This window comes from Roseobacter sp. CCS2, assembly GCF_000169435.1.
In the GTDB taxonomy this organism is placed as follows: Bacteria; Pseudomonadota; Alphaproteobacteria; order Rhodobacterales; family Rhodobacteraceae; genus Yoonia.
In genome coordinates, this window is sequence record NZ_AAYB01000008.1 from 1 (window position 1) to 18408 (window position 18408).

Genomic DNA, 18408 nt, shown 5'->3' on the forward strand with positions numbered 1-18408 from the left:
GCGTCAGTTCTGTTTGCGGGGTTTGCTGGACCTGCCCATAAAGTTCAGAGGTCGAGGCCTGATAAAAGCGCGTTTTCTTTTCCAGCTTCAGAAAGCGGATCGCCTCTAACAGCCGCAAGGTGCCAAGCGCATCAACATCGGCGGTGTATTCGGGGGTATCAAAGCTGACGGCGACGTGGCTTTGCGCGCCAAGATTATAAACCTCGTCAGGTTGCACTTCTGATAGAACCCGTGTGAGGTTCGAACTGTCGGTCAAATCGCCATAATGCAGGATCAGGCGCGCGTTATCGGTTTGTGGGTCCTGATAAAGGTGATCAACCCGTTCGGTATTGAGCGAAGATGACCGGCGTTTGATACCATGCACCTCATACCCTTTCTCAAGCAAAAGCTCGGCAAGGTAAGATCCGTCTTGTCCGGTGATCCCGGTGATAAGCGCACGTTTAGGCATCTGGTTCTCACATCACTCGTAAAGCTGTTGTTAACTTTAGTAGCGCTGCGAGGTCTTAAGTTAAGGTTAACTTACGCACGGTGCTGTAAGAATTTTCTGACACATCGGCTGAAATACTGCGCGCGAACCCATTTTCAACGGAAGGCGCACGTTCATGTCAGACCAAACCCCAAACCTCGCATTGCCATTTATCATGCCTGCACAGGCGCAAAAGCACGTCACCCACAATGAGGCGATCGAATTGCTTGATATGATTGTGCAGCTCACGCTGGAGGCCAGCAATGCGACAACCCCGCCAGGATTGCCCAGCGAAGGTGAGGCCTGGGCGCTGGCATCATCGCCCACAGGTGATTGGTCCGGCCACGGCGGCCATATCGCGACATGGCGCGGTGGCGGGTGGCTTTTTGTCACCCCACGCGAAGGCTGGATGGCGTGGGTGAAGGATGATGCGGAATTGCAAGTCTTCACCGGGGCGGCTTGGGCCACGTTGGCGGGTACAGGCGTCTAACAAGCAATCAGCGATTCCCCCCGATCTGGTGATCGGGGTCGATATGAAACAAGCGCGAGGTCAGTTTGGCCTCGCGCTTTTTCGTGTTTGCGCCAATAATGCGAGAAACAGACGATATTTTGGTCCAAATCCCTGTTCATTCGCACGGAACGCACCATATGCGGGTCAACGCGATGGATTCTTGTCGCAGAGTGCTTGCGACACCAAGAGGGCTCTGTTACATCGCGCAAGATTTTGCCGCTCTTGCAACCGTGAGGGCCAAAGAAGTTGCCCATCCGTTGCCCGTCATTGACGCGTGTTGCGGGTCCGGGCCCAAGATATCGGAAGGCTCCACGTGTCCGAAACTGCTGGTATTTCGACAGGCATCGCCGCGCGCTATGCCACTGCCGTCTTTGAACTTGCGCGCGAAGGCAAGGCGATCAAAGCACTCGAATCAGATGTTGCGACTTTAGAAGCAGCGATGGCCGAAAGCGCCGATCTGCGCACTTTATTGACCTCACCGCTGTATAGCCGTGAAGAACAGTCTGGCGCGATCACTGCAATCGCCAAGAAAATGAAACTCTCTGACACCACAAGCAATGTCTTGGCGCTGCTGGCAAGCAAGCGCCGTTTGTTTGTGCTGCCACAGCTTTTGGCCGTGCTGCAGGATATGCTGGCCGAAGAGCGCGGCGAAGTGACTGCCGAAGTCACAACAGCCAAGGCGCTGACAAAGGCGCAGACCGAAAAGCTGTCCAAAACACTCAAAGCCCAAGTGGGCAAATCTGTCACCATCAAAGAAACCGTCGATGAAAGCATCATTGGCGGTCTTATTGTCAAAGTGGGCTCAAAGATGATCGACACGTCGATCGCCTCCAAGCTCAACGCACTCCAGAACACAATGAAAGAGGTCGGATAAATGGCGATCCAAGCGTCTGAAATTTCTGCGATCCTAAAGGACCAGATTAAAAACTTCGGTCAAGAAGCCGAAGTGGCCGAAGTTGGCCGCGTATTGAGCGTAGGTGACGGTATCGCCCGTGTTTACGGTCTTGATAATGTTCAAGCCGGTGAAATGGTTGAATTCCCCGGTGGTATCCGCGGCATGGCCCTGAACCTTGAAGCTGACAACGTGGGTGTTGTTATCTTCGGTTCCGACCGTGACATCAAAGAAGGCGACACTGTCAAGCGCACCAAATCCATCGTGGATGTGCCAATCGGTGACGAACTGCTTGGCCGCGTTGTTGACGGCTTGGGCAACCCACTGGATGGCAAAGGCCCGATTAACGCCAAAAAGCGCGCTGTGGCTGACAGCAAGGCCCCCGGCATCATCCCACGTAAATCGGTGCATGAACCAATGGCGACCGGTCTGAAATCGGTTGATGCGATGATCCCAATCGGTCGTGGCCAGCGCGAATTGATCATTGGTGACCGTCAGACTGGTAAAACCGCTGTGGCGCTTGATACCATGTTGAACCAGAAGTCGTATAACGACGCGGCGACCGAAGAAGGCCAGAAGCTGTACTGCGTGTACGTTGCGGTTGGTCAAAAGCGTTCCACCGTGGCGCAACTGGTGAAAAAGCTCGAAGAATCGGGTGCGATTGACTATTCCATCGTTGTGGCTGCAACCGCATCTGACCCTGCGCCGATGCAGTTCCTTGCACCATATGCTGCAACTGCCATGGCCGAACATTTCCGCGACAATGGCCGCCACGCACTGATCATCTATGATGATTTGTCAAAGCAGGCTGTGTCTTATCGTCAGATGTCCCTGCTGCTGCGCCGCCCACCAGGGCGTGAAGCCTATCCCGGTGATGTTTTCTATCTTCACTCCCGCCTGTTGGAGCGGTCTTCGAAACTGAACGAAGATAACGGTTCCGGGTCTTTGACGGCGCTGCCGATCATCGAAACCCAAGGTGGTGACGTGTCCGCGTTTATTCCGACCAACGTGATTTCGATCACCGACGGTCAGATCTTCCTTGAAACTGAATTGTTCTACCAAGGTATCCGCCCTGCGGTGAACACCGGTCTGTCGGTGTCGCGTGTGGGGTCTGCCGCGCAGACAAACGCGATGAAGTCGGTCGCGGGCCCTGTTAAGCTTGAGCTTGCACAGTACCGTGAAATGGCTGCCTTCGCGCAGTTTGGGTCCGATCTGGATGCTGCGACACAGCAACTGTTGAACCGCGGTGCGCGTCTGACCGAACTGATGAAGCAGCCCCAGTATTCGCCGCTAACCAACGCCGAGATCGTTTGCGTCATCTATGCAGGTACACACGGCTATCTTGATAAGGTTGATGTCAAAGAGGTAGGTCGTTTTGAGGCGGGCTTGCTTAAGCATATGCGCACAAACGCATCTGACGTGCTGGACATGATCACCAAGGAAGACCCGAAGATCAAAGGTGAAGCCGAAGATAAAATCAAAGCGGCCATCGACGCTTTCGCAAAAGACTTCGCTTAATCTTTGAGACAAAGGAGACTTTGCTTTGCCAAGTCTTAAGGACCTGAAAAATCGGATCGAGTCGGTCAAATCGACCCGCAAGATCACAAAGGCCATGCAGATGGTCGCGGCTGCCAAATTGCGCCGCGCCCAAGATGCAGCCGAGGCATCGCGCCCTTACACAGAACGGTTTAACGCCGTGATGGGTGGGCTTGCCGCGTCGGTTGGCGGATCAGATAGTGCGCCAAAATTGTTGTCCGGTACGGGCAGCGACCAAGTGCAGCTTTTGATCGTTATGACAGCGGAACGCGGGCTGTGCGGTGGCTTTAACGGCAACATCGCAAAGCTGGCGAAATCGCATGCGCAAAAACTGCTGGCTGAAGGCAAGACAGTGAAGATCATCACTGTCGGCAAGAAGGGCCGTGATGCGATGAAGCGCGACTTAAGCGATCACTTCGTCGGTCATGTTGACCTCACCGAGGTGAAACGTGTGGGTTACGCCGACGCGCAAGGTATCGCGAAGGATGTTCTTGGCCGCTTTGATGCCGAGGAATTCGATGTCGCGACGATCTTTTTCGCCCGCTTTGAAAACGTCGTCACGCAGCACCCGACCGCACAGCAAATCATTCCTGCCAAGTTTGAGCAGGAAGAAGATGCTGACGTCACGCTTTATGACTACGAGCCAAGCGAAGAAGAAATCCTTGCTGATCTGCTGCCGCGCGGTGTGGCCACGGCGATCTTCAGCGCTTTGCTGGAAAATGCCGCGTCAGAGCAGGCGCACGTATGTCTGCAATGGACAACGCGACACGCAACGCTGGTGAAATGATCGACAAGCTGACGATTCAATACAACCGCTCACGTCAGGCTGTGATCACCAACGAGCTGATTGAAATTATTTCGGGCGCGGAAGCGCTCTAGACCCCGGAGAATACCATTATGGCAAACGCAAAAGGCAAGATCACGCAGGTTATCGGCGCTGTCGTCGACGTGCAGTTCGATGATCACCTCCCCGAAATTCTGAACGCCCTGACAACAGACAACAACGGCAAAGAGCTGACGCTCGAAGTGGCCCAGCACCTTGGCGAAAACACCGTTCGCGCCATCGCGATGGACTCAACCGAAGGTCTGGTGCGCGGTCAGGACGTGTCTGACGAAGGCACCACAATCACCGTGCCCGTGGGCGATGCCACACTGGGCCGCATTATGAACGTTGTTGGCGACCCCGTTGATGAAAAAGGCCCGATCGGTGAGAAAGACCGCCGGTCGATCCACGCGGAAGCGCCACCATTTGAGGCCCAGTCAACTGCATCCGAAGTGCTGGTGACAGGTATCAAGGTCATCGACCTGCTGGCCCCATATGCGAAGGGTGGTAAAATCGGCCTCTTCGGCGGTGCGGGTGTTGGTAAGACCGTTCTTATTCAGGAACTGATCAACAACATCGCGAAAGTGCACTCTGGTTACTCCGTTTTTGCGGGCGTGGGCGAACGTACACGTGAAGGGAATGACCTTTACTACGAATTCATCGAATCCGGTGTTATCGACGCCGAAGACCTGACCAAGTCCAAAGTGGCACTGGTTTATGGTCAGATGAACGAACCACCGGGTGCGCGTATGCGTGTGGCCCTGTCTGGTTTGACCATGGCAGAATCATTCCGCGATCAGTCCGGTACTGACGTTCTGTTCTTCGTCGATAACATCTTCCGCTTTACACAAGCGGGTTCCGAGGTGTCGGCGCTTTTGGGTCGTATCCCATCCGCGGTGGGCTATCAGCCAACATTGGCCACTGACATGGGCCAGATGCAGGAACGCATTACATCCACAAAGAACGGCTCGATCACATCCGTTCAGGCGATCTACGTGCCTGCGGATGATTTGACTGACCCCGCGCCAGCGACGTCGTTTGCGCACTTGGACGCGACAACCGTTCTGAACCGTGCGATTTCGGAAAAGGGTATCTATCCTGCCGTTGACCCATTGGATTCCACATCGCGTCTGCTGGACCCAGCGATTGTTGGGGAAGAGCATTATGCCGTTGCCGCCGACGTGCAGCAGATGTTGCAGCGTTACAAATCCTTGCAGGATATCATCGCCATTCTGGGCATGGACGAACTGTCAGAAGAAGACAAACTGACAGTTGCTCGTGCGCGTAAGATCGAACGCTTCCTGTCCCAGCCGTTTGACGTGGCACAGGTGTTCACTGGTTCGCCCGGTGTTCAGGTGCCATTGGAAGACACAATCGCGTCGTTCAAGGCTGTTGTCGCAGGCGAATACGATCACTTCCCCGAAGGTGCCTTCTACATGGTTGGCGGCATCGAAGAAGTAAAAGCAAAAGCCGAAAAAATGGCCGCAGACGCGGCGTAAGGAGCCAAGATGGCAAACCTACAATTCGATCTGGTCTCGCCCGAACGCCGCTTGGCGTCGGTCGAGGCGTCCGAGGTTCAGATCCCCGGCGCAGACGGCGACATGACAGCCATGGCTGACCATGCCCCCACCATCACAACATTGCGCCCCGGTATTTTGACCGTGGTGCATGGCGGCGGGTCTGATGCCTATGTGGTGTCCGGCGGCTTTGCCGAGATTACAGCGGCAAGCGTATCGGTTTTGGCCGAACAGGCGTTGCCACGTGATGAGGTCACGCAAGAGGTCTATGACCAGATGGTCGAAGATGCGAAAGCCGCTTATGGGCGCGCGCAAGAGACCTTCAAGAACGAACCCGGCCCTGTAGATGATGCAGCAAAGCTGTTGTCAGATATGGTTGCAATTGGCGGGCATATTGGTCTGACAGCCAAGAACTAAACTGGCAAAACAGAATACAAAAGGCCTCACTTTTGTGGGGCCTTTTTGTTGCGAAACGTAAGATAACTCTAACTTCAGTATCATGTATTTATTTGTGAAAATTCAAAGATTTACTTCAGTATAAACCGGCGCAAAAACGCTCATTCCAAATCATATTATTGTTACCGTTTTTTTTGGCTCATATACCGCTGCATGGGGGCACAGAAAAGGATCTACCAATGCAATACCAAACTCAGATTGTTTCGACTTTTGCGATCGTCCTGTTAGCTGCTTGTGGTTCGAGTTCCGGTCCAAATACATCCAGACTCGGATGTGACTTTTTCTTCTCAACTTATGACGCCTGATGTTGGCGGTGGCTTTTCCGGGGTCGAATTTGACGGTGGCTCCACAGGCGGACAGGTCAACAATATCAGCACGGAAATAGGTATACTGGATGGCACGAACGAGGTCTTCGGGGTTGCAGGAGTGAACCCAGATGTCAATCATGGCGACGCAGTCACAGCTGGTACTGTGAATTATTCTGGTAGTTTCAATCTTGATATCGGCGAACGCACAGATGGCGGTTTTCAGATCGATGGTGATAGTGGATCGATCACTCTTACTGCGAATGCGTTTTCAGGGACTGTCGTTGGAAGCGGTGTCGGGACGGATGGTACGTTGGAAATCAACGGAACTTTTACGGATACTGACATGGGCGGTACGGCTACCTACGGTGGTGTTAATGCGAACATTGCTGGTGTCATAGGTCAAGACGGGATTACGGCAGCATTTGCCGGAAATACGGATGACGCGGTACTAGTTGGTGGTATTGCGCTGAACGATGATCCTATTTGAATATGTATTAAGGCGTTGAATTAAAAAAAGGCGGCCGCAATTTGCGGTCGTCTTGGTGTGTGTGTAAGTGGCGCCGACCATGGAATTTGGGCAAATAGCCTCGCATCCTTAGGAATGCAGAAAATCCGTTTTGCTGGTTTAGTCATCTGGAACTTTTTATAAGGTGATTCCTGTGACTAGTCTTCCAGCCCCCAAAGTGCGGCAGTACCAGAAACGCCTTGCCCATCCACGGTAAAGTCCAGATTGCTATTGGTTCCAAAGTCGCTGCCCGCCACATAGACCCCTTCTGCGGCTGGTCCGTAAATCAAACCATCTAATTGCCCATCTACAGTGAAATTCTGTTCACCGTTATCTAGCGCGCCGTTGACTTGCATGTTGTATTGGGTCTGGCCAATGCTACCCGCAAAAATGTTACCACCAGACATCACAACATCGCCTTCATAAACGGCCAGTTCTTCCAGGCCGGTTGCGGGGTTGATGACCCAGCCCATGAACTCTGACGCGGTACCGTTGGTTGCGCCCGTTTGCATGTTTACCGAAACCGATGTCTGGCTCGTAATATTGGCATTGGGTGTGGTGAAAAAGGCCAGTTCCATGAAGCCTTCGTAAGTGACGGTGGTCGCCGCGGGCAGATCGGTAAAAGGGGTAAATCCGCCGTTGTTGTAGTTATCCTTCACGCCTTGAAATTCAGCTGGCATTTGGGTCACAAAGTAAAGCGCCTGCGCCTCGGTCGGTCGTGTGAACGGGCTTGTTGGCGGGTCACCCCCACCTGTGTCACCGCCGCCGGTATCATCATCGTCACTATCATCGCCGCCTCCGGTATCCTGTGCTGCTGAAGTGCCACCTCCACCGCCACAAGCCGAAAGTGCGAGGATCAACGCAGAAATTGCCAAGGATCGAACTACGGGATGTTTCACGACGCCAACTCACCTAACATTTAAAAATCGTTCAGGTTGAGTTATCAGTGATTCATTAACCAAGTGTTATTATGGGTTAAGGAAACGTTGGATAGAAGATGCGTCGGTTTCAGAGTGGCACGGTAGGTATAGACCACGGCGATGTGGTGCTGTTCTCTGATTTTGAGGATGACGGACAGATGTGGCGTGGCGAAGGCCCACGCCAGTCACGGGCCACAGTTCGTTTTGCGCAAACCTACGCGACACCGCCGCATGTGCAGGTATCTATGTCGATGTGGGACATTTCAAACAACACCAACATCCGCGCCGATGTGCAGGCCGAAGATATCACCGAGGCAGGTTTCACAATCGTCTTTCGCACGTGGTCCGATACGCAGGTGGCGCGGGTCCGCGTTGCTTGGACGTCCTTTGGGGAACTTCCCCAAGACGATGGATGGGAACTTTACTAGCGCCTATTCGGCGGCATAAAGCCCTTCATAAATCGGTCCCAGCGTCTTGTGATCAAACAGTGACGAAACAGACGTGCCGTTCCATGTGTTCAGAATGGCTTGCGCGAACATCGGTGCGGTCGGCACGATACGGATGTTCTTGCAGGCTTTCACAGCTTCAGTCGCTTGGATGGTGTCGGTAATCACAAGGCTTTTCATCACGGATTTTGATACGCGGTCCACGGCAGGGCCGGACAGCACGCCGTGCGTAATGTAGGAGTGCACCTCTTTCGCACCATTTTCCATCAGCACCTCAGCCGCTTTGCACAATGTGCCAGCCGTATCCACGATGTCATCCACGATCACGCAAACCTTGTCTTTCACGTCACCAATCACTGTCATCTCAGCCACTTCGCCGGGTTTCCCACGGCGTTTATCAACGATGGACAGGGGCGCACCAATCCGCTGCGCCAGATCACGGGCACGGGCCACGCCGCCCACGTCGGGGGATACGACCATGACATCATCCATTTTGCCCCGGAAATTATGCATCGCATCAAGTGCATAAATCGGCGAGGCATAAAGGTTATCCACCGGAATATCGAAAAAACCCTGAATTTGCGTTGCATGCAAATCCAGGGTCAAAACGCGTTCAATGCCGGCTTCTACGATCATATTCGACACCAGCTTGGCCGTGATCGGCGTGCGGGCCTTTGACCTGCGATCTTGGCGGGCATAGCCAAAATACGGAATGACCGCCGTGATGCGCGCAGCAGAGGAACGACGCAGGGCATCCGCGATAATCAGCAGTTCCATCAAGTTGTCGTTGGCAGGGTTTGATGTTGGTTGGACGATGAACATATCTTCGCCGCGCACGTTTTCATAAACCTCGACGAAAATTTCACCATCGTTGAACCGTTCCACACGGGTGTCGCATAGCCCCACTTCCATGCCACGATGCATCGACATGCGACGCGCGATTGATTTGGCAAGCGGCTGATTGGCGTTACCGGAAATCAGCTTTGGCTCGATCATTGTGGGCATGGGGTGGTGTCCTTTGGCAGAAGGGTGCTGCTACGCAGATGTAACAGATTCGTGGCGTTGACACCGGGTAGCACAAGCTTACCGTTCCGCAAAGAATTCAGCGCGCAAAGGAGCCGCAAAATGCCCCATATCGACTATTACTTCGCCACTCTGTCACCGTTCACCTACCTGAGCGGGACACGCCCGGCCGAAATTGCGCAAAAACATGGGGCCACGATCACCTATAAGCCGCTTGATATCATGGCGCTGTTCGGGCGCACGGGTGGCACGCCGCCCAAGGATCGCCACCCCAACCGGCAGGAATACCGCCTGCAAGACATGGCGCGCCGATCCAAAGGGCTGGGTATGCCGCTGAACCTGAAACCGATGTTCTGGCCAACCAATGGCGCGCCATCTGCTTATGCGATCATCGCTGCGCAGAACACCGGCGCAGACGTCGCGGAACTGGTGAAAGCATTTGGCGCTGCCTGCTGGGCAGAGGAACGCGACATCAGCCAGGACGACGTCGTGCGCGATTGTCTGGAAAAATGCGGGTTTGATCCCGCGCTGGCTGACAAGGACATGCTGACCAGCGCCGAAACCTTCGGCAAAAACCTAGAGGATGCGATCAATGCCGGGGCCTTTGGCGCGCCTTTCTTCATCACTGACACAGATGAACGCTTTTGGGGTGAAGACCGGATTGACGATCTGGATGCGTATCTGTCTGGCACGCTTTAGTGCCTGACGTTTCCGGTCATCATGTGCATGCAGTCACGGTGGGCGCAGGTGCGCCCGCCGTAATGATCCACTGTGCCTTGTCGCGGCATGACGCCTTGCTGCCATTGGCAGACGCGATGGATGGAAAAGTGACGTTGATCGACATACCGGGGCATGGGCGCAGTGATGATTGGGACGGAAAGCATGACTATCAGACGCTAGTGGTGGATGCCGCCGCCGCTTGCTGTGATGGTCCCACTCATGTGATCGGGCATTCCTTTGGCGGCACGGCCGCATTGCGGTTGGCGGTTGAACGTCCCGATTTCGTGAACCGTTTGACGCTGATCGAACCGGTCTATTTTGCCGCTGCAAAAGGTACGCCTGAACATGCCGCACACGCCAAATCCTTTCGCCCTTTTGTTGGCGCCATGCTGACGGGGGACGAGGAACGCGCCGCTGCAATCTTCAACGATCTGTGGGGTGCCACACCTTGGGCGGATATTCCTGCGCGCATGCAGGCAAAGCTGACCCAACGCATACATCTGATTGTCGCGGGCGGTGGTGCCATCGAAGAAGATGCCGCCAAGATCACATCAGCAAAGCGGCTTGGCGCATTGGATATCCCAGTGACACTGATCCGTGGTGCAAATACCCAACCGGTAATCAAGGCTATCCATGACACGCTGTTAAAGCGCATCCCTAACGCCACCGATCATGTGATCGCTGGTGCGGCCCATATGGTGCCAATCACCCATACCGATGATGTCGCGGCGATTATCCGTGCAGCAGATCAAGAAACTGGCTAACGCCACTTTCGGTCATTGACCAATCGCAGACCAGCCGCCCGGTCAACCGCGCATCAGGGTCGCCGACCGCGGGATCACCATTCATCACATAGTAAACGGCACCTGCATCCAGCATCCGTTTATGCTCACTCCGCGGTATCTCAAAAAAGATCATATTGGCTTGCGGTTCAAACAGCATCTTGGCCGTATTGTGCTGACGCAGCCCATCCGCCAATTGCATGCAACGCGCATTGGCCGCCCGCGCCATATCCAGCCAAAGGTTGTCGGTCAGATAGGCTTGCATCTGCGCTGACAGATAACGGTGCTTTGACAGCAAATGGCCACCCCGCTTGCGCCGCAGCTCAAATTCCCACGCGATATCGGGGTTAAAGATCACACAGGCCTCGACACCCAACAGGCCGTTTTTGGTGCCGCCAAAACTGACCGTATCAACGCCTGCTTTCCACGTCATGTCAGCTGCGGAACATCCCAGTGCCACCAACGCGTTGGTAAACCGCGCACCATCCAGATGGGTTTGCATGCCAAACTCTTGCGCGGTGGCGGTCAGCGCGCCGATTTCATCCAGCGTATAGATCGTACCTTTTTCGGTCACCTGCGTGATTGAAACGGGGCCACGCTGGGGGCCATGCACACCTCGGTTTTCCTCGCCGATGATTTTTGCGCGCAGATCATCTGCTGTCATCTTTCCGTCTGCGGTTGGCACAAGCGTCAGCTTGGCCCCGGTATAGAACTCTGGCGCATTGCATTCATCTTCGTGGATATGTGCGCAGTCGGTACAAAAGACGGTTTCCCACGGTTTCGTCATGGCTGACAATAAGACCGAATTCGCAGCGGTGCCGTTGATCACCAGATAAACGGCGGCCTCTGGGGCCTCAAACACCTCGCGCACCTGCGCGCGCACGGCGTCCATAATCGGGTCCGCGCCATAGCCCATGGCGTAGCCTTCATTGGCGGCGACCATGGCCTCCATCACTTTGGGGTGGGCGGGGCCTGCGTTATCCGAAGCAAAATACATCTAAAGTGGCTCCTCGATAATATGGTCGTCCCAGTCGTCTTCATCGACATTGGTTTCGGGGATCGTCATGCCTTTCACGGACACGCCTGCCTGATGCACCGACGCCGGATCACCCGAGATTAGGGGGTGCCAGTCATAAAGCGGGCGGCCCTCATACACCAGACGGTAGCCACAGGTCAGCGGCAGCCAATACAGATTGTCCTCGATTGTCTTGGGGCTTAGCACGATGCATTCTGGCACATAGCGATGCCGGTTGGCATAGTTGCTACACAAACAACTGTCGCCGTCCAACAGGCGGCAGGCGATACGGGTCAAGGCGACGGTGCCGTCGTCATCCTCCAGCTTGTTCAGGCAGCATTTGCCACAGCCATCACACAACGCTTCCCATTCTTGCTGGTTCAGTTTTGCCATCGGTTTGGTTTCCCAGAACCGCGGGGCCAGCCCGTCGCGGGGGATGTCAGCGGACATCGGCAAGGATTTCTTTGGCGGAAACGCAATCTGCGTCCATTTGCGTGATCAGCGCATCGAGGTCGCCGAACTTTAGCTCTGGTCGCAGGAAATCAACCAATGCAACCGACAGTGTCGATCCATAAAGATCACCCTTGAAATCAAAAATAAACGTCTCGCAATTGGGTATGTTTTCCCCAAACATCGGACGCACGCCGATAGAAGCCGCGCCATCATAGGTGCCTTTGTGGGGTCCATCCAGCATATCCACCTTCACCGCATAAACGCCAAACTTCGGCGGATGCAGATCCATGATCGACATATTGGCGGTGGGATAGCCCAGATCGCGCCCGCGCTGATCACCGCGAATAACCTCGCCTTCAATCCGGTGCCAGTGGCCCAGCATGGCAGCCGCATCACGCGGTTTGCCATCGGTCAAGGCTTGCCGGATCGCGGTGGAAGACACGTTCGCGGTATCAATCGCCACAATCGGTGCGATGGTCACGCCAAAGCCCATTTCAGTACCAAAGGTTTGCAAGTCGTCCACAGTTCCGGCGCGCCCTTTGCCGAAACAGAAATCTGCACCGACCACGACGTGTTTCAGGCCTAGCTGATCGGCAATAATCGTCTGCGCAAATGCGCGTGGGGACAGGCCGGCGAGGGCTTCGTTGAATGGCACCTCATACAGTTTTTCGACACCAAGCTTGGCCAACCGATTGGCGCGGGCCTCGGCGTTCATCAGGCGGAAAGGGTTGGGATCACGCGAAAAATAGCTGCGGGGGTGTGGTTCAAACGTCATGATCCCCAAGGGCGCATTCACGGCTTTCGCGGCCTTGCGTGTCAGGTCAATAACCGCTTGATGCCCAATATGCACACCATCGAAATTGCCAATCGCTGCAGCAGCGCCACGGTCGGCAGGATCGATATAAATAGTGTCACGTATGATGTGCATGGCTTTGGGTAACGGACGGCGCAAGCCCGTGCAAGCGCCGCTTATCAGCCCTTACGGGCCTCTTCGCGCAGAAAGCCGCAGGCTTGATAAGCGCTAGTCGAATTTCCGCGAAGGTGCGAGGACGGTTGCATCACCGACCAGCACCTTTTTGTTGTTCACCAGACAGCGTGTATTCATCGTCACACGGCGTTTGGAATGATCAATTTCGGTCACTTCAACTTCGGCCAGAACCATGTCGCCGGGGCGCACCGGGGCCAGAAATTTCAGGCTTTGGCCCAGATAGACCGTGCCATGCCCGGGCAGTTGTTCGCCAATCACCGCACTGACCAAACCAGCGGTCAGCATCCCATGTGCGATGCGCCCACCAAAGATGGTGTCTTGCGCGTAATCTTCATCCAGATGCACCGGGTTTCTGTCAGTGGACACTTCGGAAAACATCTCAATATCGCGGTCGGTGATTACCTTACGCAGCGATCGGGTCATGCCGATTTCGATATCTTCGATACAAATCGTCCCGCGGGGTGCGTTGTCCAACATATCAAGCTCCGTAAGATAACAAAAGTTCAGGTATTACACCTATATTGAAATTTTATTACTTCGCGGATGCAGAAAAATCAAGTGATTCCTCTAGCGCAACTGCCCTATTGTGTAGGTCGCGCTTGTTTGTTCGCCATCCAAATACGCCTTCAACGCATCAGGGTCAGGATCGCGGTCCGTTTTCGTTTCCTTTGCCGCCAAACCGCCGGAAATAAACAGCGTGTCGATATCTTCCTGCAATCCACCCAGAATATCGGTGCCGATGCCATCCCCGATGGCCACTATACGCGGATCAGATGGCGCATGTGTTAATGCAGCGAGCCTGCGGCGCGCGAGGTCATAGATCGGCGGGTGCGGTTTGCCGAAATAAAGGCTTTCGCCGCCCATTTCCGTATAAAGCGCGGCCAATGCACCAGCGCACCATTCACGTACTTCGCCGCGGTCCACGATGATATCGGGGTTGGCACACAGCAGTTTCAGCCCTTTGGTTTTCGCATAGAGGAATTCAGGGCGGTTGACGTCCACATCCGCCAGCGGATCAAAGGGGCCGCAACAAACGATCCCTTCGGCCTCTTCCAACGGCACCTTCTGAATATTCACTGGATCATCAATGATTTTCAAAGGCTTGAAGAAGTCATCATCACGTGGACTTTCCCCCATGAACCAAATCTTTTCACCAACTATGCCCCGAAACATCGCCGCGCGCGCGCTGTCGCCAGAGGTCGCAATCGCGTCCCACGCATCATCTGGCACACCCAAGTCGTTGATCTGACGCGCGACGCTATCCCACGGACGGGGGGAATTGGTGACAAGCACCACAACGCCACCTGCCGCGCGGTATTTTTGCATGGCTGTCACGGCATCTGGCAGCGCCTCGATCCCGTTATGCATACAGCCCCACAGGTCCACGAAAGCGGCGTCATACTGACCCGAGATGTCGGCGAATTGGTCGATAATCTGGGTCATGTGTTAACCTTTATGAACGGTATGATTTGCGTACACAGCTTGTACACAAGCTGTACATACGCATGTGCAACCTAGAGGGCCCGGAACTTAGTGGCGTCAAACCTTGAGCGCGGGGATGATCTGCTTTTTGCGGCTCATGACGCCGGGCAGAACCACGCTGTCGCCTTCAACTTTCGCGTCAAAGGATTTCTCGGCCACGGTTTTCACCATGTCATTGGGGATCAGCATCGTGGCTTCTTCCTTGATGATGTCGACGACGAAAAGCAGGACTTCATCCACTTTGTCGGCCTTTGCGACTTTTGGCATTTCCTTCATCAAAGATTCTTTGCGGTCCAACACGATTTGCGGGGCTGTGGTTTCCAGCACCGAAACGCGGAATTTTTTACCATCGACGGCGTATTCCTTGCTGTCCATGCGCAGCAGGTCCGCGTCAGAGAAAGCAGAGACATCGGATTTCGCTTCAAACATCTCGCCCGCATATTTCTCAATATCAATACTCAGGTCTTTGGCCAGTGCTTCGGCCACGTCCTTGTCGATTTCGGTTGTTGTGGGCGAACGGAAGGCAAGGGTGTCGGACAGGATGCAGGACAGCATCAGGCCTTTGACGCCTTCGGGCATTTCGCTGGCGTGATCGCCCATCATCTGGTGCATGATCGTGGCAGTACATGCCAAAGGGCGGATCGTGATGTTGATCGGTTTTTTCGTCTCTAGCCCACCGACCAGCATGTGGTGATCAATAACAGCCAGCACATCCGCGTTGTTGATATTGGCAGGCAATTCAGCCGGGTTATTTGTATCAACGATGACGCAGGACTGGTCGTCCTCAACACCTTTGATAATCTCTGGCAGGTCAAAGCCCCAACGCTTGGCAACAAACGCCGCTTCGGTGTTCGGCTCACCCAGCAGGGCTGCCTTTGCGTCGATCCCGGTGTGGTTCAGGAACCATTCCCAGATCAAGGGGGATCCGGTGCTATCGGTGTCAGGGGATTTGTGGCCAAATACGCGCGTTGTCATGTGCATCACTTTCCATGGGATCAAATGTTCGCCTGTATATAGAAGCGCGCGGGCAGAGTGTCACCCCATCCTGTCGGTTTGACGGGTGCGGTGGCGGGCGTTATCCTAACCACACTCAACAGGAGGACGCTGACAATGGACAAGCAAGTTTAACCCGCTCGCTTTGACCTCGGGCAAAGGCCCGCACGTATTCCGATAGAAGGACACCCTGACAATGGACATGGCGCCGTAACGCCGTTTTGGCGAACCGCTGGGCCGTTTGGCCCGATGACCACTTTCAGACGAGAGGTGCACAAGATGCCCCGCAAAACACCAAAACCCCGCAAGCCGGGTTTGAACCCTATGCCCACACCAAAAAACCGCCGCGCTGCACGCCCTGACCCCAAAGGTACACCGCCGCGCGCGCCGCAGGGTGTAACCCGCGACAAACGGTTTGATCGACGTCCGCCCAAGTTTCCCGGACGATTGGGTGGCAGATAGCAAAAAGGGCCCCGCTGCTACGCGTGGCGGGGCTTGTCATCGCAGGGGTTTTCCATTTGGCTGCGCCGGAAAGGACACCTGATGCCGCGCGAAGCCGATCTGTATCCCCCCATCAAAGCTTACCTGCAACGGCAAGGCTATGACGTGAAAGGCGAGGTGGGTGCCGCCGACGTTGTCGGGCGCCGGGGTGATGATCTGGTTATTGTTGAACTCAAATTGGGGTTTTCGTTGGCGCTGTTTCATCAAGGGGTAGAGCGGCTTTTGACCACTGATCATGTTTATCTGGCCGTGCCGTCAGGCGGAAAGGCAAAGGCGCTTAAGGCAAATGTGAAACTGGCCCGCCGCGCCGGGCTGGGGGTCATGACCGTGCGCCTGCGCGACGGGCATATCGAGGTGCTGGCCGATCCGGGGCCATATGCGGCGCGGCAATCGAAAAAGAAAAAGACAAGGCTTTTACGCGCGTTTGAACGGTTGCAGGGCGATCCCAACGACGGGGGTGCCACCCGGCATGGGATTATCACGGGGTATCGGCAAGATGCGTTGCGTTGCGCGCGGTTCTTGGCGGTGCATGGGCCGTCAAAAGGGGCCAAGGTCAAGGAATGGGCCGAGGTGCCGCAAGCCACGCAAATCATGGCGGCTGACCATTATGGTTGGTTCAACCGGGTGTCGCGTGGCGTCTATGATTTGACCGACGTGGGGCGCAAGGGGCTGGACGATTACGGCGATGTTTGATCCGGTCCTAATTCAGGCGCGAGATTGCCCAACCTTCATTTTCCAACAGTTGCAAAACGCCTTCTTCACCAATCAGGTGCCCTGCGCCAACCGCGACGACAATGTCGTCAAAGGTTTCAGAGGCTTCTGTAATCACCGGAATCCAGTTTCTGTTTCGGGTATTCAGTAGCGATTCTTCCATTTCGTCAAACATCGTCGTGGCCTCGGCCGGGTCCAGATCAGGGACATCAGACATGGCGATGCGTGACATTTCCCAAAGCCGCCCGATGTCTTCCGCGAAATAGCGATCAAGCATGGCAACGAACATCTGTTCTTGCAGTTCAGGAACCAGCATATTGACGCGCAGCATATCGACCTGTTCGTCAAAACTGTCGTCTTTGAACAGATCAAACAGTGTGGTGTAGGGTTCGACCGCTTGCATCGGCACGCCTGCCGCCTCTGCATCTTCAATAATCATGTGGTCCAAGCCACGCACACCCGCCAGCATATCGGACATCGCGCAGGATGGCACCGCAAGGGTCAGTGACAGATACCAGGGCTGCATTTTCGCCGCCATGAATGACGGGATGCCCCGTTCGCTGGCGGCAGCGGCGATCATTTGCCATGTGTCTTCATCCAGTAAATCTGGCAGGGTGGGGCCATCAACGATAAACAAGCGGCTGGGATCAGTCGCGATCAGGTTTTGCAGCTCTGCCTCTTCCTTGGGTGTGGCCTCTAGCATGACCAGATCAGCAGATGCGATGGTGTCAGCCAGATCTGCGCGCAAATCTTCAAGCCTTGGGTCATAGATATGCATGGTGCCGACCACGGTGATCGACGCGTCTTCTTTGGTTGCGGTCCAGGTCAGGCCTTCTGCATAAGGCATACCTTCGACAGCAGCCGACAATTGCGCCTGCTGGTCTGGCGTCATGCGGTCCAGATAGCTTTCACCGACGCAGGCTGCGGCGGCAGGCAGCGCCGTGAAAGCAAAAAAAGCGGTTGCGACAGATCGAAAAAACATGCGCCATCCCTTGTTTGGTTATGCACACTACAGGTAAGGGTTCCGCGCCGAGGGTCAATTCCCTCAGACGCGGTTTTCCATGATCATACGTTGCCCAGCCCGGATCAGCATCCGACCGATCATGTGACGCCACGTGCGTTGCGGCGGTGGTACAATCCGCAAGGCGGCCTGCGGTGGCAGCATGGCGCCGCTTGGCAATTGCAGCGCGCCATTGTCGATAAATGCCCCTGATGACAAGGGCACTGGTGGCCAACCAGTCGCGCTTGGCCGCAATGACAACCTTTCGGGCAGGCTGCGCCGGGTGACAGGTTTTGTGTCACTATGGTGATGAATATCGGGGCCGATCTTGTGATCGACCGTGTAAAACGGGGGATGCAT

The 18408-nt window shown here is 55.0% G+C and carries 22 protein-coding genes and 1 pseudogene; 12 read left to right on the forward strand and 11 right to left on the reverse strand.

What is annotated here, in order from left to right; all coding sequences use genetic code 11:
- Positions 1-448: GDP-mannose 4,6-dehydratase (locus RCCS2_RS16470; protein WP_008236346.1), on the reverse strand; the 448-nt coding region annotated here is incomplete at its 3' end.
- A gap of 154 nt (positions 449-602) precedes the next feature.
- On the opposite strand from RCCS2_RS16470, the gene RCCS2_RS16475 reads away from it, so the two are divergent.
- The 7 genes and pseudogenes from RCCS2_RS16475 to RCCS2_RS16505 all read left to right on the forward strand — a co-directional run bounded on the left by RCCS2_RS16475 (position 603) and on the right by RCCS2_RS16505 (position 6996).
- Positions 603-956: a DUF2793 domain-containing protein gene (locus tag RCCS2_RS16475; RefSeq protein WP_008236347.1), complete on the forward strand. Its 354-nt coding sequence runs from the start codon at positions 603-605 to the stop codon at positions 954-956.
- Between the two features lie 334 nt (positions 957-1290).
- Positions 1291-1851, forward strand: a complete 561-nt coding sequence (locus RCCS2_RS16480) for a F0F1 ATP synthase subunit delta (RefSeq protein ID WP_008236348.1) — start codon at positions 1291-1293, stop codon at positions 1849-1851.
- Positions 1852-3387, forward strand: coding sequence for a F0F1 ATP synthase subunit alpha (gene atpA / locus RCCS2_RS16485; protein ID WP_008236349.1), 1536 nt, complete (start codon positions 1852-1854; stop codon positions 3385-3387).
- A gap of 25 nt (positions 3388-3412) precedes the next feature.
- A pseudogene (locus RCCS2_RS16490) lies at positions 3413-4284 on the forward strand (F0F1 ATP synthase subunit gamma).
- 18 nt (positions 4285-4302) lie between these two features.
- The gene (gene atpD, locus RCCS2_RS16495; RefSeq protein ID WP_008236352.1) at positions 4303-5727 is read left to right on the forward strand and encodes a F0F1 ATP synthase subunit beta; all 1425 of its coding nucleotides are present in this window, start codon (positions 4303-4305) and stop codon (positions 5725-5727) included.
- 9 nt (positions 5728-5736) lie between these two features.
- Positions 5737-6162: a F0F1 ATP synthase subunit epsilon gene (locus tag RCCS2_RS16500; RefSeq protein ID WP_008236353.1), complete on the forward strand. Its 426-nt coding sequence runs from the start codon at positions 5737-5739 to the stop codon at positions 6160-6162.
- Positions 6163-6495: 333 nt separating this feature from the next.
- Positions 6496-6996: a hypothetical protein gene (locus RCCS2_RS16505; RefSeq protein ID WP_008236355.1), complete on the forward strand. Its 501-nt coding sequence runs from the start codon at positions 6496-6498 to the stop codon at positions 6994-6996.
- A 176-nt stretch (positions 6997-7172) separates the two neighbouring features.
- Here RCCS2_RS16505 and RCCS2_RS16510 read toward each other — a convergent pair whose 3' ends face one another.
- On the reverse strand, positions 7173-7913 hold the full coding sequence (locus RCCS2_RS16510; RefSeq protein ID WP_156788600.1) for a hypothetical protein: 741 nt from the start codon (positions 7911-7913) through the stop codon (positions 7173-7175).
- Positions 7914-8011: 98 nt separating this feature from the next.
- Here RCCS2_RS16510 and RCCS2_RS16515 point away from each other — a divergent pair, with 98 nt between their 5' ends.
- Positions 8012-8362: an H-type lectin domain-containing protein gene (locus RCCS2_RS16515; RefSeq protein WP_008236358.1), complete on the forward strand. Its 351-nt coding sequence runs from the start codon at positions 8012-8014 to the stop codon at positions 8360-8362.
- A 3-nt stretch (positions 8363-8365) separates the two neighbouring features.
- Here the strand turns inward: RCCS2_RS16515 and RCCS2_RS16520 are convergent, their stop codons facing one another.
- The gene (locus RCCS2_RS16520) at positions 8366-9385 is read right to left on the reverse strand and encodes a ribose-phosphate pyrophosphokinase (protein ID WP_037294433.1); all 1020 of its coding nucleotides are present in this window, start codon (positions 9383-9385) and stop codon (positions 8366-8368) included.
- Positions 9386-9505: 120 nt separating this feature from the next.
- Here RCCS2_RS16520 and RCCS2_RS16525 point away from each other — a divergent pair, with 120 nt between their 5' ends.
- The gene (locus RCCS2_RS16525; protein ID WP_037294434.1) at positions 9506-10102 is read left to right on the forward strand and encodes a 2-hydroxychromene-2-carboxylate isomerase; all 597 of its coding nucleotides are present in this window, start codon (positions 9506-9508) and stop codon (positions 10100-10102) included.
- Entirely contained in the window at positions 10102-10887 is a 786-nt protein-coding gene (locus RCCS2_RS16530; protein ID WP_008236368.1) for an alpha/beta fold hydrolase, read from the forward strand. The genes RCCS2_RS16525 and RCCS2_RS16530 overlap by 1 nt, the downstream gene beginning before the upstream one ends.
- On the opposite strand, the gene RCCS2_RS16535 is transcribed toward RCCS2_RS16530, so the two are convergent.
- The 6 genes from RCCS2_RS16535 to RCCS2_RS16560 form a co-directional block, all read right to left on the reverse strand.
- On the reverse strand, positions 10856-11902 hold the full coding sequence (locus RCCS2_RS16535) for a threonine aldolase family protein (RefSeq protein WP_008236370.1): 1047 nt from the start codon (positions 11900-11902) through the stop codon (positions 10856-10858). The genes RCCS2_RS16530 and RCCS2_RS16535 overlap by 32 nt on opposite strands.
- Positions 11903-12370 (reverse strand): YcgN family cysteine cluster protein, encoded by a 468-nt coding sequence (locus tag RCCS2_RS16540; RefSeq protein ID WP_008236371.1) that lies wholly within the window; start codon positions 12368-12370, stop codon positions 11903-11905.
- Positions 12360-13301 (reverse strand): bifunctional riboflavin kinase/FAD synthetase, encoded by a 942-nt coding sequence (locus tag RCCS2_RS16545; protein ID WP_008236372.1) that lies wholly within the window; start codon positions 13299-13301, stop codon positions 12360-12362. The genes RCCS2_RS16540 and RCCS2_RS16545 overlap by 11 nt, the downstream gene beginning before the upstream one ends.
- 93 nt (positions 13302-13394) lie before the next feature.
- A complete protein-coding gene (locus RCCS2_RS16550) occupies positions 13395-13838 on the reverse strand; it encodes a MaoC family dehydratase (RefSeq protein ID WP_008236373.1) in 444 nt (147 codons plus the stop codon).
- A gap of 90 nt (positions 13839-13928) precedes the next feature.
- A complete protein-coding gene (locus RCCS2_RS16555) occupies positions 13929-14804 on the reverse strand; it encodes a TIGR01459 family HAD-type hydrolase (protein WP_008236374.1) in 876 nt (291 codons plus the stop codon).
- A 96-nt stretch (positions 14805-14900) separates the two neighbouring features.
- The gene (locus RCCS2_RS16560; protein ID WP_037294462.1) at positions 14901-15818 is read right to left on the reverse strand and encodes a manganese-dependent inorganic pyrophosphatase; all 918 of its coding nucleotides are present in this window, start codon (positions 15816-15818) and stop codon (positions 14901-14903) included.
- A 297-nt stretch (positions 15819-16115) separates the two neighbouring features.
- Between RCCS2_RS16560 and RCCS2_RS18475 the strand changes: the two genes are divergently transcribed.
- Both RCCS2_RS18475 and RCCS2_RS16570 read left to right on the forward strand, forming a co-directional pair.
- Complete coding sequence (locus tag RCCS2_RS18475; protein ID WP_008236388.1) at positions 16116-16298, forward strand: hypothetical protein; 183 nt, start codon at positions 16116-16118, stop codon at positions 16296-16298.
- A gap of 81 nt (positions 16299-16379) precedes the next feature.
- On the forward strand, positions 16380-17030 hold the full coding sequence (locus tag RCCS2_RS16570) for a DUF2161 domain-containing phosphodiesterase (protein WP_008236390.1): 651 nt from the start codon (positions 16380-16382) through the stop codon (positions 17028-17030).
- Positions 17031-17037: 7 nt separating this feature from the next.
- On the opposite strand, the gene RCCS2_RS16575 is transcribed toward RCCS2_RS16570, so the two are convergent.
- Complete coding sequence (locus tag RCCS2_RS16575; RefSeq protein ID WP_008236393.1) at positions 17038-18030, reverse strand: TraB/GumN family protein; 993 nt, start codon at positions 18028-18030, stop codon at positions 17038-17040.
- Between the two features lie 63 nt (positions 18031-18093).
- Positions 18094-18408 (reverse strand): hypothetical protein, encoded by a 315-nt coding sequence (locus RCCS2_RS16580; protein ID WP_008236395.1) that lies wholly within the window; start codon positions 18406-18408, stop codon positions 18094-18096.

Bases quoted from the DNA above. Each gene is read 5' to 3' on its own strand.
- atpD (WP_008236352.1), top strand. From the start codon at position 4,303: ATGGCAAACGCAAAAGGCAAGATCACGCAGGTTATCGGCGCTGTCGTC.
- RCCS2_RS16475 (WP_008236347.1), top strand. From the start codon at position 603: ATGTCAGACCAAACCCCAAACCTCGCATTGCCATTTATCATGCCTGCA.
- RCCS2_RS16500 (WP_008236353.1), top strand. From the start codon at position 5,737: ATGGCAAACCTACAATTCGATCTGGTCTCGCCCGAACGCCGCTTGGCG.
- RCCS2_RS16505 (WP_008236355.1), top strand. From the start codon at position 6,496: ATGACGCCTGATGTTGGCGGTGGCTTTTCCGGGGTCGAATTTGACGGT.
- RCCS2_RS16520 (WP_037294433.1), bottom strand. From the start codon at position 9,385: ATGCCCACAATGATCGAGCCAAAGCTGATTTCCGGTAACGCCAATCAG.
- RCCS2_RS16555 (WP_008236374.1), bottom strand. From the start codon at position 14,804: ATGACCCAGATTATCGACCAATTCGCCGACATCTCGGGTCAGTATGAC.
- RCCS2_RS16535 (WP_008236370.1), bottom strand. From the start codon at position 11,902: ATGTATTTTGCTTCGGATAACGCAGGCCCCGCCCACCCCAAAGTGATG.
- RCCS2_RS16550 (WP_008236373.1), bottom strand. From the start codon at position 13,838: ATGTTGGACAACGCACCCCGCGGGACGATTTGTATCGAAGATATCGAA.
- RCCS2_RS16545 (WP_008236372.1), bottom strand. From the start codon at position 13,301: ATGCACATCATACGTGACACTATTTATATCGATCCTGCCGACCGTGGC.
- RCCS2_RS16570 (WP_008236390.1), top strand. From the start codon at position 16,380: ATGCCGCGCGAAGCCGATCTGTATCCCCCCATCAAAGCTTACCTGCAA.
- RCCS2_RS16575 (WP_008236393.1), bottom strand. From the start codon at position 18,030: ATGTTTTTTCGATCTGTCGCAACCGCTTTTTTTGCTTTCACGGCGCTG.
- RCCS2_RS16560 (WP_037294462.1), bottom strand. From the start codon at position 15,818: ATGACAACGCGCGTATTTGGCCACAAATCCCCTGACACCGATAGCACC.
- atpA (WP_008236349.1), top strand. From the start codon at position 1,852: ATGGCGATCCAAGCGTCTGAAATTTCTGCGATCCTAAAGGACCAGATT.
- RCCS2_RS16515 (WP_008236358.1), top strand. From the start codon at position 8,012: ATGCGTCGGTTTCAGAGTGGCACGGTAGGTATAGACCACGGCGATGTG.
- RCCS2_RS16540 (WP_008236371.1), bottom strand. From the start codon at position 12,370: ATGTCCGCTGACATCCCCCGCGACGGGCTGGCCCCGCGGTTCTGGGAA.
- RCCS2_RS16580 (WP_008236395.1), bottom strand. From the start codon at position 18,408: ATGCATCCCCCGTTTTACACGGTCGATCACAAGATCGGCCCCGATATT.
- RCCS2_RS16525 (WP_037294434.1), top strand. From the start codon at position 9,506: ATGCCCCATATCGACTATTACTTCGCCACTCTGTCACCGTTCACCTAC.
- RCCS2_RS18475 (WP_008236388.1), top strand. From the start codon at position 16,116: ATGCCCCGCAAAACACCAAAACCCCGCAAGCCGGGTTTGAACCCTATG.